The sequence below is a fragment of the Streptomyces sp. IMTB 2501 genome (assembly GCF_001953885.1).
GTDB lineage: Bacteria > Actinomycetota > Actinomycetes > Streptomycetales > Streptomycetaceae > Streptomyces.
In genome coordinates this window covers 657,855-670,425 of sequence record NZ_MQUS01000001.1, presented here as the reverse complement: position 1 = coordinate 670,425, position 12,571 = coordinate 657,855, and the positions used below count along the sequence as shown (strand labels likewise).

The window sequence follows — 12,571 nt, the reverse complement described above, 5'->3', positions numbered from 1 at the left end:
TCGTCCGCCGTCGGGCGGCTTCCTGGATCTTCGACGCGGACAGCGAAACACCGCCTGTCCACTCATGTCCAAGAGTGAAGTTTGAACATGTCATGCCTTATTGATATGAGTGCTGGATGGATCTCCTCGCGCACCTAGAGGCGTACGTCGCGACGGCCGACGAAGTGAGCTTCTCCCGGGCGGCCGACCGGCTCGGCATCGCGCAGCCACTGCTCAGCCGTCGTATCAAGACGCTGGAGGAGCACTTCGGCGGCCCGTTGTTCGACCGTTCGCGGCGGCAGATCACGACCACGGAGCTGGGGGTGCTGCTGCTGCCGTACGCGCGGGACGTGCTGGACCGGACGCAGCGGCTGCGGCAGGTCGCCGGTGCGGCCGGGCTGGCGCGGCTGCGGGCCGTCGGGGTGCCCGCGCACTGCGCCCCGGTGGCGCTGGCGCGCGCGATCCGCGCCGGCACCGAGCGCGGGATCACCCTCGGCATGTGTGAACTGCCGCCCCGGGACAGGGCCTCCGGGCTGGCCGACGGCTCGCTCGCCTACGCTCTGGTGCGGGTTCCGCCGGAGCGGGGCGCCTACCGGGTACCGCTGGGTCTGGCGTCCGCGCCCGAGCCGGAGTCGGCGGACGGCGAACGGGTCCCGGCCTTCGGCGGCGCGCGGCGTGCGGTCCAGCTGGAGGACCTCCGGCCCCGCCGTGGCCGCAGAGCCGAAACCACCGCGCCGCTGCCGGTGTTGACTCTGCCGGAGGATCATGTGCCCGCGCACGAGGACCGGCTGGAGCGTGCCGCGGCCCGGGCCGGGCTGCCCCCGGGCCGGTTCCGGCCGGCCGGTCCCGCGGCCACCGCGCTCGCCGAGACGTTGGCAGGGCGCGCCCTGCTGCTGTGCGCCGAGCCGTTCGCGCGGCAGCACGGGGCACGGTGGGCGCCGCTCGGCGACCGGTCACTTCACCGCGGGTACGACGTGGACGCCGCCCCGGAGTGGGCCGGTGCGGCGGAGGTGCCGGACTGGCTGGTGCCGCTGCTGGCGTCGGCCGTGGGAGCCGCCCGCGAGCCGGCCGCGCCACCGGGCACCTGGACCGGCGCCGAGGACGTACCGGCGCGGCTGGCGGCACGCGGATGAGCGCGACACCTGTGCACCATCCGGTGTACGTCGGGGACGACGGCGCCCTCCGGGACGTCGCCGAGGCGATCGCAGCGGACTGGGCGGCCCTCGGCGTGCGCGGCTCGTTCCTCGCCCGGAACCTCGACACGGGCGAGCAACTCGGCTTCGACGTCGGGGTGTTGATGCCGCTTGCGTCGGTGGTGAAGGTGCCGCTCGCCCTCGTCGTACTGGACCGGATCGCGGCCGGGGACCTCGACCCGGCGACCCCGGTGGCGGTCGACCCGGCGAGCAGCAGCGTCGGTCCCACCGGGCTCGCGGCGTTCCGCCATCCGGCCACCGTGGCCGTCGGCGATCTGCTTCTGATGATGCTGTCGGTGAGCGACAACGCCGCGGCGGACACCCTGCTCGATCTGGTGCCGGTGACGGACGTGGACGAGCGGTTGCGCGCCTGGGGGTGCGGAGGGATCCGGATGCGGCACCGGATGAACCACATGTTCGAGTGCGCCTCCGGTGCCGCCGGCAACGACTTCTCGCTCGCGCTGGAACTGGCTCTGCGGGACGAGCGGGCGGGCCGGCACACCATCGAGACCCTGGATCCGGCGTACGCCAACGTCGGCTCGGCTGCGTCACTCGTCGAACTGCTGCGGCGGGTGTGGTGCGACGAGGTGTCCGTCCCGTCGGCCACGGCGGAGCTGCGGCGGCTGATGGGGCTGCAGGTCTTCACGCAGCGGCTGGCGAGTGAGCTGCGGGCGGACACGCTGCGGTGGAGCGGCAAGACGGGCACGTTCCTGCATCTGCGGCATGAGATCGGCGTGGTCGAGACGGAGTCCGGGGATCGGGTGGCCGTCGCCGCGCTGACCCGCGCGGACCGCTGCGCGGGGCTCGCGCCGGATGTGGACCTCGCGATCGGGGCGGCGGGGCGGGAGGCGTTCGAGGTGCTGCGTCGGTGAAGGGGCGTTCGCGTCTGCGGCGTTGGGGTGCGGGTCGCCGGGTGGCTGGGGGTGCGCAGTGGTCGCTCGCACGCTTCCGCGCGCCCCTTGAGGGTGCTGACCCCTTCGGGGTTCGAAAGTCCCGTCAGGGCAGCGGGCGTTGTTCCTTCGCCACCGCCACCGCGCCCCCTCGGGTGTCCACGCCCGCTTTGTCGTAGATGCGGCACAGGTGGGTCTTGACGGTGGCCTCGCTGATGCAGAGGGCTCGGGCGATGGCGTGGTGGGGGAAGGCCCTGGGCGAGGTGCGCGAGGATGTCGCGTTGGCGTGGGGTGAGAGCGTGGGGGTCGAAGCCCTGGCCGTCGTCCGTGACGTCCAGCACGATCTGGTCGTCCAGGCAGGTCAGGCTGAGGGTCGCGGTCGTGGCAGCCGCGTGCTCGCGGACGTTGGCGAGGGCGCCCTGGGCGATGCGAGCAGGGCCGACTCGACCAGCGCGGGCAGCGGGTCGGGCGGGGTGCCCTCGGCGTGGACGCGGACCGTGAGCGTGGGTGTGGTCTCGCGCTCGGCGGCGGCGCGCAGCGCCTGGAGCAGGCCACCGCCCGCGGCCAGGTCGGCCGGGGTCAGGTCGTGCACGAAGCGGCGGGCCTCGGCCAGGCTGCGCTCGGCGCTCCCGGCCGCCGTACGGACGTGGTCCCGGGCGGTGCCGGGAGCGGTGTCCCACAGCCGGTCCGCCGCCTGGAGCAGCATCCGCTGGCTGGACAGGCCCTGGGCGAGGGTGTCGTGGATCTCACGGGCGAGCCGTTCCCCGCGCAGGGTGACCAGGGTATTTCCGCCCCGGTCGACGACGGCCACGGAGACCTGCCGGCCGTCCTTCGCGGCGGCGGGTGCTCCGTCCGGCGACCTGGACGAGCGCTACGCGCAGGCGGGCGCGGCGGTAGTCGGCCGCTGACCTGCCCGGGACCCCACCGTGCCGCCTGCCCTGCGGTGTCTGGGCGCGGGCCGCTCGGACGGCGACCCATCGATATGTCGATACCCGACTGGATCGTACGGGTGGAGCGGGCGGCCCCGGCCGCCGTCTTCGCCGGGGCCGCCCGCTGGTCGAGTGCCGGTCAGGAAGGCTTCGCCGCCGAGACCGCGGTCGCGGTGACGATGTTGTCGCACTCGGCGAACTCCCCGTCCGAGAGCGCTACTTGGTGTTGCCCCGAGCCGGGCAGTCCGATCACGAGCGTCGGGTAGACGACGGGCTTCGCACCGGACACGCAGTATCCGTCAGCCTCGCCCTGGACCTGGTGGAAGGTCAGCTTCACCCATGCCTTGCCGCCCGGCGCGAGTGGCACGGCCTTCGCGGTGCCCGTGGGGGTCACCTTCAGCGGGCTGTTGTGTGCGGGGGAACCGTTGCCCGCTCCGGCCACCGACGGGTGGCCCCGCAGGACGCACGCGTGTCCGGAGACGTTGGTGAACTCGACGATCGCCGCGCCCGTGCCGGTGCCGTCGGGACGGTTCGCCGCCCGGTAGGCCGTCGCGTTCACGGCCGACACCGGGCACGTCGGCTTCGTACCGGCCGCGGTGCCGGATATGGGAGAGGCGGGGGCGCCCGGAGTGGTCGACGTGCCGCCGGAGGCTCTTGAGGCCGACGGGGCAGTGGGAGTGCGGCTCGCGGTGCCGGGGGCGGCGTGGGTGGGGGTGGTGGAGGCCGGGGAGGACGTCTTGGCCGCCCCGGCGTCATCGCCCGGATTGCACGCCGTCAGCGACAGTGCGGCGGCGATCACTGCGGTCGCGGACGCGGCGAGGCGGATGGTGTTGCGGTGCTGCATGGGGTCCCCCGATTCCGGTGTGCGTGGTTCGACCGGCTCCGTGCCGGTGCTCACGGACGGAGACAGCGCCGGGAGACCCGGGGTTTCCCCTGTGGCCCGTCTGTGACGGTTGTGGATCACCTGTGACGGTTCCGTGGGGGAGAGACCCTGTGTCCGCCCGCAGCAGCGAGAACGACAAGGGCGTCCGGGCCGACCTGTGCGGGTCGGCCCGGACGCCCTCGAAGCGGTGATCAGACGAGGTCGTACCGGTCCGCGTTCATGACCTTGACCCACGCGGCGACGAAGTCCGTCACGAACTTCTCCTTCGCGTCGTCGCTGGCGTACACCTCGGCGACGGCCCGCAGCTCGGAGTTCGAGCCGAAGACCAGGTCGGCCCGGGTGCCGGTCCACTTGACCGCACCGGAGGCGTCACGGCCCTCGAACCCGTCCTGCGCGGAGGAGGTCGGCTTCCACTCGGTGTCCAGGTCGAGCAGGTTGACGAAGAAGTCGTTCGTCAGCGTGCCCGGCCGGTCGGTGAGGACACCGTGCTTGGAGCCGTTGTGGTTGGCGCCGAGGACACGCAGACCACCGACGAGGACGGTCATCTCGGGCGCGCTCAGCCGGAGCAGGTTCGCCTTGTCCACCAGCAGGAACTCGGCCGGCAGGCGGTTGCCCTTGCCGATGTAGTTCCGGAAGCCGTCGGCGGCCGGCTCCAGCGCGGCGAACGACTCGACGTCAGTCTGCTCCTGCGAGGCGTCGACACGGCCCGCCGTGAACGGCACCTCGATCTCGGCACCGCCGTCCTTGGCCGCCTTCTCGACGGCCGCGGATCCCGCGAGCACCACGAGGTCGGCCAGCGAGACCTGCTTGCCGCCCTTGGCGTTGAAGGACTCCTGGATGCCCTCCAGGGCACGCAGTACCTGGGCCAGCTCGTCCGGGTTGTTGACCTCCCAGTTGCGCTGCGGCTCCAGACGGATACGGCCGCCGTTGGCGCCGCCGCGCTTGTCGCTGCCGCGGAAGGAGGAGGCAGCCGCCCACGCGGCGGAGACCAGCTGCGGGACGGTGAGGCCCGAGCCGAGGATCTCCTCCTTGAGGGAGGTGATGTCCGCGGCGTCGATCGGCTCACCGGTGCGCTGCGGCAGCGGGTCCTGCCACAGCAGTTCCTCGCTGGGCACCTCGGGGCCGAGGTAGCGGACGACCGGGCCCATGTCGCGGTGCGTCAGCTTGTACCAGGCGCGGGCGAAGGCGTCCGCGAACTCCTCGGGGTTCTCGTAGAAGCGGCGCGAGATCGGCTCGTAGATCGGGTCGAAGCGCAGCGACAGGTCGGTGGTGAGCATCGTCGGGCGGTGTGTCTTCGACGAGTCGAACGCGTCCGGGATGATCGCCTCGGCGTCCTTGGCCACCCACTGGTTCGCGCCGGCCGGGCTCTGGGTCAGCTCGTACTCGTACTCGAAGAGGTTCTTGAAGAAGTTGTTGCTCCACCGCGTCGGCGTCTCGGTCCAGATGACCTCAAGGCCCGAGGTGATGGCGTCCTTGCCGACACCCGTGCCGTAGCTGGACTTCCAGCCGAGGCCCATCTGCTCCAGCGGCGCGGCCTCGGGGTCGGCGCCGACGTTGTCCGCCGGGCCGGCGCCGTGGGTCTTGCCGAAGGTGTGGCCACCGGCGATGAGGGCGACGGTCTCCTCGTCGTTCATCGCCATACGGCGGAAGGTCTCACGGATGTCGCGGGCGGCGGCGATCGGGTCCGGGTTGCCGTTCGGGCCCTCGGGGTTGACGTAGATCAGACCCATCTGGACCGCGGCGAGCGGGTTCTCCAGCTCACGGTCACCGGTGTAGCGCTGGTCGTCCAGCCAGACGGTCTCGGGACCCCAGTAGACGTCCTCGTCGGGCTCCCACTCGTCGACGCGGCCGCCTGCGAAGCCGAAGGTCTTGAAGCCCATCGTCTCCAGCGCCACGTTGCCCGTGAGGACCATCAGGTCGGCCCAGGAAATGGACTTGCCGTACTTTTTCTTCACCGGCCACAGCAGACGGCGGGCCTTGTCCAGGCTCGCGTTGTCCGGCCAGCTGTTGATCGGTGCGAAGCGCTGCTGGCCACCGCCGGCACCGCCACGGCCGTCGCTGATGCGGTACGTACCGGCGCTGTGCCAGGCCATACGGATCATGAGCGGGCCGTAGTTGCCGAAGTCGGCGGGCCACCAGTCCTGCGTGGTGGTGAGCACCTCGGCGATGTCACGCTTCACCGCGGCGAGGTCCAGGGCGTTGAAGGCCTCGCGGTAGTCGAAGTCCTCGCCGAGCGGATTGGCCACGGCCGGGTTCTTGGCAAGGATCTTCAGGTTGAGCCGCTCCGGCCACCACTGGCGGTTGCCACCGCCCTGGGTCGGGTGCGCGGCGCGGCCATGGGCGACGGGGCAGCCCCCCTCCGCCTTCGCGTCTGCGACGTTCGCGTCGTTGTTCTCAGTCATGGCATTCCTTCCGAACTGTGCGGAACTCGGTGCTCAGGAACTGCGGCCGGTGGAACAGTCGGGGCACGTGCCCCAGTAGACGACCTCGGCTTCCTCGATGGCGAAGCCGCGGTCGTCGGAGGCGGTCAGACAGGGTGCGTCGCCGACGGCGCAGTCGACGTCGACGACGGCACCGCACGACCGGCACACGATGTGATGGTGGTTGTCGCCCACACGCCCCTCGAACCGGGCCGGGTGTCCGGCCGGCTCGATACGGCGGACCAGACCCGCCGCGGTGAGGGCGTGAAGGGCCTCGTAGACGGCTTGCAGGGAGATGTGGCCCACACGGGCACGGACCCCGGAGGCGATCGCCTCGACGCCGAGGTGGTCGCCGTCCCGGACGGTCTCCAGCAGCGCGACGCGGGCCGCCGTCACACGCAGGCCGGCACCGCGAAGCTCCTCCGCGGTGGTCGGGGTCGGGGAGGCGGTCATGAGGCCGAACCTACCCTCATAAACACGAGGGATTCAAGAAAACTAGGGATGCAATTTTGGCCGCGCCCCGTCACCCGCCGTCCACCTCGGCGTACGCCGCCCTGTCCGCCCCGGGGTTTGCGTTCACCTTTGCCTTCGCATGGCTCCGTCGGGTGTACAGGTCCGCTTTCGGACGGCCGCGCCGGGCGTGGCGACCACGGGCGCAGGAACAGGCGGTACGGCGGTCGGCCGCGCCGGCGGTACGGCGGTCGGCCGCGCCGGCGGTACGGCGGTCGGTCCCGGCGGCGGTCGCGGGTCGGGGCGGCTCGTCGGTCGGCGGGCGGAGCAAGGGACGGGCCAGGAGGCGGGTCGGAGGGTGGGTCGGGGACATGCCCGCATCATCCGGCGCCGGACCGGCGCCGGCGGCGCGGCAAGCCGAACGGTCCTCCGAAGGGGTGAGCCGGGGGCACCGTGGCCCGGCGGTCCGTGGCAGGGAAGGCCGTCGCCGGGTCAGTGGGCGTGGCGATGGCCGGTTCGGGCGGAGCGGTAGCGGTGGGCCAGGGCGTGGAAGGCCTCCTTCGGTTCCCAGTGCCAGCCGGAGGCGGGGTCGTCCGGGCGGTCCTTGATGGTCCTGGTGAGGGCGTAGCTCGCCAGGTCGAGGTCGTGGCGCGGGTCGCCCGGGCGGTGCGGGGCGTCGGGGGTCACGAACTCGAAGGCCATCGCCGCGTACAGGTCCATCGAGGAGAAGGCGTCGAGGAGTTGCATGAGATACGTCGCCTGGGTGCGCTCGCTGCGCACCGGATGGCCCTTGATCTCCGGGGGCGTCCTGTCGTGGTCGACGATGTCCCAGCCCATCCCGGCGGTCTGGGGCGCTCCGACGTACGCGCAGGTGCCGAACTCGGTGATGGCCAGCGGCTTGCCCCACCGCAGATGGCGGCTCAACTCCCTTACGTGGTCGGCCTTGTGGGGGAAGTACGAGTAGTAGTCGATGCCCACGATGTCGAAGCGGCGCCAGTCGACCTTGTCGTCCTGCGCGGCGGCGTAGCTCAGCCGGCCGTGGAAGACGGACCGGCCGACCGCCGCCGCCTTCGCCGTGAAGCGGTCCAGGCGGCGCTGCATCGCGACGGGGTCGACCTTGCCGTCGAGCAGGTTCCGGATGCGTTCGAAGACGTCGGCGCCCGGGACGATGCCGGGCACGAACAGCCAGAACTCACAGCCCACGCTGAGGTCCACAGCAGCGCCGTGGACGCGCAGCCGCTCCGCGAACCGGCCGGTCTCGGCGAGGTGTTCCAGGATGCCCCGTTCGGACGCGTCACCGAGCGTCGGCTGCAGCCAGACCCGCAGCCCCTGTTCGGCCACTTCGGCGGCGGTGGCCGTGAGCCGTTCCACGCCGTCACCCGTCACATCGACGGTGTCGGCGCACAGCTCGTCACGGATGGCCCGGATGTCCTTGCGCATCCGGGCCGCGCTGAAGGCCGTACCCGGCGTCTCCCCCGCACCCACGGTGTACACGACCCCGTGCCGGCGCGGACCGCCCCGCGCGGCACGGGCCTGAGCCGCCGGCAACACCGCGGCGGCCACCCCCGCAGACGCCATACCGGCCAGGAACTGCGCACGCTTGATCCCCTTGGTCCTCTGCATACGATCACCCTGCCGGGCCCGACCGCACGGGCGCCGTACACCGACGGTCCAGAGCGCGGGGCCGAAAGGCGGGATTCCCATGCCGAAAGGCAGGGATCCAGCGCCGAAAGTCGCGGGCGCCGCCCTCATCCCACGGCACCCCGCCCGGCGCCGGCCGCTGATCAACGGGACTGTCCGCCGGCTCGGTGGCGGGTGTCAGCGGCGGAGGCCGCGCGGAGGCCTGGGCTCGTCCCGTGGCGGGCCGGCCACCGGACCCCGTCCGAACGCGGGCAGCGGGCATCTCCCCGTCGGGCTCACGCAGTTCCCGGTGTCGGCGCGGAGGTACGGCGTACCTCGGTGGCCTCCGGTGAACCGAGTGACTCTAGAGCGCGGGCCGTCTCGGAGCCCGGCTCGGCGTGATAGATCGCCAGGATCTGGCCGCCGGAATCGCTGAGCGGCAGCTTCTCGCGGCGCAGCTCCAGCATGCCGGCCCGTGGGTGGCGCAGCCGCATCCGGCCTCCGGCCAGCGCGGAGACGTCGTGCCGGGCCCACAGCCGCCGGAACGGTTCGCTGGCCAGCGACAGTTCGCCGACCAGCTGGACGATCCGTGGGTCGTCGACGTCGCCGCCCACGGATGCGCGGAACCCGGCGACCAGGCCGCCTGCCACCTGTTCCCAGTCCGGGTAGAGGTCCTGCTCGGCGGCGTCCAGGAAGATCGCACGCAGCCGGTTCACCCCTGGCCGGATGTTGGGTGACACGGCGGTGGCCAGCCGGTTCGCGGCGAGCACGTCGAACATACGGCTCTCCACGAACGCCGGCAGGTTGATCACGTCGAGCAGTTGCCGGATCCCGCTCGGCACCACCTCGGGGCGCGGCCGCCGGGCCGCGGCCGGGCGGGCGGTGGACAGGCTCAGCAAGTGCTGCGTGGCGGCGGCGTCCAGCCGGAACACCCGGGCCAGGGCCTCCAGCACCTGCGGGGACGGGTTACGGTCGCGGCCCTGCTCCAGGCGGAGGTAGTAGTCGGCGCTGATCCCGGCCAGGGTGGCGACCTCCTCACGGCGCAGCCCGGGTGTGCGGCGCACGCCCACGACCGGCAGCCCCGCGTCCGCCGGGTCGGTCAGCTCACGGCGGGCCCGAAGGTACTCCCCGAGCGCGTTCGGCCTGCTCATGTTCCCGATCCTAAGAGCCCGCGGATCGCGGTGCCTGGTCCCACCACTCCCAGGCTGGGCAGGACACATCTCCAGCACCCGGTCAAGTCGTCTCGCCGAGGGGGCCGCAGGGCAGTCACGGGAGCCGGAACGCGTCGGCGAGCAGGGCGAGTTGGGTGGTGAGGAGCGTGGTGGTCCGGTGGCCCATGCCCGTGTACTGGCCGGTGACTTCGAGGCTGACGGTGCCGTGGAGGTGGGACCAGGCGAGGATGGTGCCGCCCAGGGCGCAGTGTGCGCGTGGGTCCGCGGGGTCCAGGTCGGTCCGGGCACGGAGCCAGTCGACGGCGCCGGCATCGGTGCGCAGCCAGGCCGCCATCTCGTCGACGACCGGCTGGACGGGCTCGGTGGCCTCGCCCTGGGCGAAGACGGCGACGAACGGCCCCATCGCGTACCGCGAGCGCGCGACGATGTCGGCCGGGGGTGTGTAGCCGGGGGCCGGCGGGCCCTGGATCAGCAGGTAGCGGTGCTGCTGGGAGCGCGCCCAGGCGTGGTAGGCGCGGCCGAGGGCGTGCAGGGTGGTGCGCGGTTCGGGACTCGGGGTCACCGCGTTGATCGCCTGCCCGGCGTCGTCGTACGCGGAGCGGACCAGTTCGTGGAGCAGTTCGTCGCGGCTGGCGAAGTAGCGGTACAGGGCCGGACCGGACATCCCCATCTCGCGGGCGATGGCGTTGAGGGCGACGCCCTGGACGCCGCTGTCGGCCAGCTGCCGCAGGGCGACGGACTTGATCTCCTCGCGGACCTGTGCGCGGTAGCGGGCGCGCGGCCCGGCCGGCGTGGCTGCCATCTCTCACCTCTGGGGTCGGTTCGGTGCGTTCAGTGTGGCGCGATGCGGCCCGACGGTATGAGCACCGCGTCCGGAAGGGGAGTCATGCCCACTATTGCGAGTACATATCGCGAGAGTTAGAGTCTATAACTGCCTGCCGCTCGGCCGCGCACCGCGTTCCGGGCGGCCGAGGCGTGGTCCGGAAACAGCGCACACGGAAGCGGAGCCCGACATGACCACCACCACACGCGATCTGCACGTCGTCCTCGGCGCCGGCCCGGCCGGCTCGACCCTGGCCGGAGAGCTGGCCCGTCGCGGCCACGAAGTCCGTCTGGTCGACCGCTCCGGGACCGGCACCACGCCCGACGGCGTGTCCCGCCTCAAGGGCGACGTCAGCACCGTCGAGGGCGCGCGCGCCGCGATCAGGGGCGCGGCCGTGGTCCACCACTGTGTGAACGTCGCCTATCACCTGCAGGTCGACGTGATGCCCGGCATCCAGGACGCCGTGCTCGGCGCCGTCGAGGCCGAGGGTGCCCGCCTTGTCGTCCTCGACACCCTGTACCCCTACGGCGAGACCCACGGCCGGGTCATGACCGAGGACACCCCGTGGAACGCGACCAGCGCCAAGGGGAGGATGCGGGCCGCCCTCGACGAGAAGTACCTGGCCGCGCACCGCACCGGCCGGGCCCGTGTCGTGCTGGGCCGCTCGGCCGACTTCGTCGGTCCCGGCGTGCTCAACTCCACCCTCGGTGGCGCCGTCTTCCCCGGTGCGCTGACCGGCGGCGAGGTGTTCGGCCTGGGCGACATCGACCTGCCGCACAGCTACACCGACATCCGCAACGTGGCCGCCGGGCTGGCCACGCTCGGCGAGAACCCGGACGGCGACGGCCGCGTATGGCATCTGCCCACTGCGCCGGCCCGCACCACCCGGGAGGTCTTCCGGATGATCGAGGAGAAGGCGGGTCGGCCGCTGAACCTCACCGTCAAGTCGGAGCCGCGCCCGTTCGGCCCCTTCGGCGAGGTGTTCATGAACTCCTACGCCGAGCTCTTCTACCAGCACCGCGAACCGCAGGTGATGGACTCCACCGCGATCCAGGACGCCTTCGGCATCAAGCCCGTCCCCCTGGACACCACCCTGGACGACACGATCGCCTGGTACCGCGGATTCCTGGCCGACCGGCACTGACCGCGACCCACCACACCGACCACCGCCGGGCCGCGGCACCGGACGGCGAGTCCCGGAACCCCGAGAACCTCAGACCGGCGGCGGACCGGTCGTGCCCCGCACGACCGGCTTCGGGTCCAACTCGGTCTCCCTGGGCTCCAGTTCGGGATTCTCCAGGTGCTGCACGGCGAAGCGGACGGCGTGTTCGGCTATCAGCCGGGCATCCTGACGTACGGTCGTCAGGCCGATCGGCATCAGATGGGAGACATGACTGTCGGCGTAACCGACGACGGAGAGGTCGCGGGGCACCTCCACGCCGGCCCGGGTCAGCGCCATCAAGAGGCCCATGGCACTGCGGTCGTTGCCCGCGAGGACAGCCGTCGGCAGGGGCGCACCTGCGTCCCGCTCGGCGAGCAGGAGGCGGCCCGCCTCGATACCGCCCCGCTCGGTGTGGTCGCCGGGGATGACGCGCTGCTCGGCCTGTAGTCCGTGCCGGCGCATGGCGGCACGGTAGGCGCGGCGGCGCTCGGCGGAACCGGGCCCGCGTCCGCCGTCGATGTGCACGATCCGGCGGTGGCCGAGTGCCACGAGGTGCTCCATCGCCTGCCGCACACCCTTGCTACGGCACCCAGAGCCTCACCGACGCCGGTTTCGCCGCCGACAGCGCGCTGACCGCGAACACCGCCAACGGTGTCATCTCGGTACTGGCGACCTTCGTCGGCATCTGGCTGCTGGGCCGCGTGAACCGCCGCCCGATGCTGATGTCCGGTCAGGTCGGCACCACTCCTCGCCTTCCAGCAGGGCGCGATCTCGCCGGTGACCTGGCTGATGCTGTCGGAGATCTTCCCGATGCGGATGCGCGGCTTCGGAATGGGCGTCACGGCGGTGGTGCTGTGGCTGACCAACTTCGTGACCGGGCTGGTCTTCCCGTCCCTGGTGTCCGGGATCGGGGTCTCCAACACCTTCTTCCTCTTCGTCGTGGCGAAACTGTTCTCGCTCGCCTTCGTCAAGCTCCACGTCCCCGAGGCCAAGGGCCGCACCCTCGAAACCCTGGAAGCCGAACTCCGGGCGCGCTTCTCCTGAACCCCT

Annotated in this window: 11 protein-coding genes and 3 pseudogenes; 5 read left to right on the top strand and 9 right to left on the bottom strand. The window is 72.1% G+C overall.

Annotation, left to right across the window (positions count from 1 at the left end):
• The first annotated feature begins 116 nt into the window (after positions 1–116).
• Complete coding sequence (locus AV521_RS03165; protein WP_076082905.1) at positions 117–1,112, top strand: LysR family transcriptional regulator; 996 nt, start codon at positions 117–119, stop codon at positions 1,110–1,112.
• A complete protein-coding gene (locus AV521_RS03160; protein WP_076082903.1) occupies positions 1,109–2,044 on the top strand; it encodes a serine hydrolase in 936 nt (311 codons plus the stop codon). The genes AV521_RS03165 and AV521_RS03160 overlap by 4 nt, the downstream gene beginning before the upstream one ends.
• A gap of 124 nt (positions 2,045–2,168) precedes the next feature.
• On the opposite strand, the gene AV521_RS47460 is transcribed toward AV521_RS03160, so the two are convergent.
• Complete coding sequence (locus AV521_RS47460) at positions 2,169–2,252, bottom strand: hypothetical protein (protein WP_305965141.1); 84 nt, start codon at positions 2,250–2,252, stop codon at positions 2,169–2,171.
• A 40-nt stretch (positions 2,253–2,292) separates the two neighbouring features.
• A pseudogene (locus AV521_RS03155) lies at positions 2,293–2,873 on the bottom strand (sensor histidine kinase); the annotation flags it as partial.
• Between AV521_RS03155 and AV521_RS50400 the strand changes: the two are divergent.
• Positions 2,836–2,970: a hypothetical protein gene (locus AV521_RS50400; RefSeq protein ID WP_256725401.1), complete on the top strand. Its 135-nt coding sequence runs from the start codon at positions 2,836–2,838 to the stop codon at positions 2,968–2,970. The pseudogene AV521_RS03155 and the gene AV521_RS50400 sit on opposite strands and share 38 nt — an antisense overlap.
• A 160-nt stretch (positions 2,971–3,130) precedes the next feature.
• Here the strand turns inward: AV521_RS50400 and AV521_RS03150 are convergent, their stop codons facing one another.
• The 6 genes from AV521_RS03150 to AV521_RS03120 form a co-directional block, all read right to left on the bottom strand.
• On the bottom strand, positions 3,131–3,835 hold the full coding sequence (locus AV521_RS03150) for a DUF4232 domain-containing protein (protein WP_076082900.1): 705 nt from the start codon (positions 3,833–3,835) through the stop codon (positions 3,131–3,133).
• 230 nt (positions 3,836–4,065) lie between these two features.
• Positions 4,066–6,276, bottom strand: coding sequence for a catalase/peroxidase HPI (gene katG, locus AV521_RS03145; RefSeq protein WP_076082898.1), 2,211 nt, complete (start codon positions 6,274–6,276; stop codon positions 4,066–4,068).
• A 33-nt stretch (positions 6,277–6,309) separates the two neighbouring features.
• Positions 6,310–6,747, bottom strand: a complete 438-nt coding sequence (locus AV521_RS03140; RefSeq protein WP_076082895.1) for a Fur family transcriptional regulator — start codon at positions 6,745–6,747, stop codon at positions 6,310–6,312.
• A gap of 489 nt (positions 6,748–7,236) precedes the next feature.
• Positions 7,237–8,367: an abortive phage infection protein gene (locus tag AV521_RS03130; protein WP_076082890.1), complete on the bottom strand. Its 1,131-nt coding sequence runs from the start codon at positions 8,365–8,367 to the stop codon at positions 7,237–7,239.
• A gap of 293 nt (positions 8,368–8,660) precedes the next feature.
• On the bottom strand, positions 8,661–9,515 hold the full coding sequence (locus AV521_RS03125) for a helix-turn-helix transcriptional regulator (RefSeq protein WP_076082888.1): 855 nt from the start codon (positions 9,513–9,515) through the stop codon (positions 8,661–8,663).
• A 115-nt stretch (positions 9,516–9,630) separates the two neighbouring features.
• Positions 9,631–10,338 (bottom strand): TetR/AcrR family transcriptional regulator, encoded by a 708-nt coding sequence (locus tag AV521_RS03120; protein WP_076082885.1) that lies wholly within the window; start codon positions 10,336–10,338, stop codon positions 9,631–9,633.
• 211 nt (positions 10,339–10,549) lie between these two features.
• Here AV521_RS03120 and AV521_RS03115 point away from each other — a divergent pair, with 211 nt between their 5' ends.
• On the top strand, positions 10,550–11,503 hold the full coding sequence (locus tag AV521_RS03115) for an NAD-dependent epimerase/dehydratase family protein (RefSeq protein ID WP_076082883.1): 954 nt from the start codon (positions 10,550–10,552) through the stop codon (positions 11,501–11,503).
• Between the two features lie 69 nt (positions 11,504–11,572).
• Here the strand turns inward: AV521_RS03115 and AV521_RS03110 are convergent.
• A pseudogene (locus AV521_RS03110) lies at positions 11,573–12,100 on the bottom strand (LacI family DNA-binding transcriptional regulator); the annotation flags it as partial.
• A 2-nt stretch (positions 12,101–12,102) separates the two neighbouring features.
• On the opposite strand from AV521_RS03110, the pseudogene AV521_RS03105 reads away from it, so the two are divergent.
• Positions 12,103–12,565: pseudogene (locus tag AV521_RS03105) on the top strand (MFS transporter); the annotation flags it as partial.
• Positions 12,566–12,571 lie beyond the last annotated feature (6 nt).

Excerpts from the sequence above, each read along its gene's own strand:
- AV521_RS03150 (WP_076082900.1), bottom strand. The coding sequence starts at position 3,835 with ATGCAGCACCGCAACACCATCCGCCTCGCCGCGTCCGCGACCGCAGTG.
- AV521_RS03165 (WP_076082905.1), top strand. The coding sequence starts at position 117 with ATGGATCTCCTCGCGCACCTAGAGGCGTACGTCGCGACGGCCGACGAA.
- AV521_RS03125 (WP_076082888.1), bottom strand. The coding sequence starts at position 9,515 with ATGAGCAGGCCGAACGCGCTCGGGGAGTACCTTCGGGCCCGCCGTGAG.
- AV521_RS03140 (WP_076082895.1), bottom strand. The coding sequence starts at position 6,747 with ATGACCGCCTCCCCGACCCCGACCACCGCGGAGGAGCTTCGCGGTGCC.
- AV521_RS03115 (WP_076082883.1), top strand. The coding sequence starts at position 10,550 with ATGACCACCACCACACGCGATCTGCACGTCGTCCTCGGCGCCGGCCCG.
- AV521_RS03120 (WP_076082885.1), bottom strand. The coding sequence starts at position 10,338 with ATGGCAGCCACGCCGGCCGGGCCGCGCGCCCGCTACCGCGCACAGGTC.
- katG (WP_076082898.1), bottom strand. The coding sequence starts at position 6,276 with ATGACTGAGAACAACGACGCGAACGTCGCAGACGCGAAGGCGGAGGGG.
- AV521_RS03130 (WP_076082890.1), bottom strand. The coding sequence starts at position 8,367 with ATGCAGAGGACCAAGGGGATCAAGCGTGCGCAGTTCCTGGCCGGTATG.
- AV521_RS03160 (WP_076082903.1), top strand. The coding sequence starts at position 1,109 with ATGAGCGCGACACCTGTGCACCATCCGGTGTACGTCGGGGACGACGGC.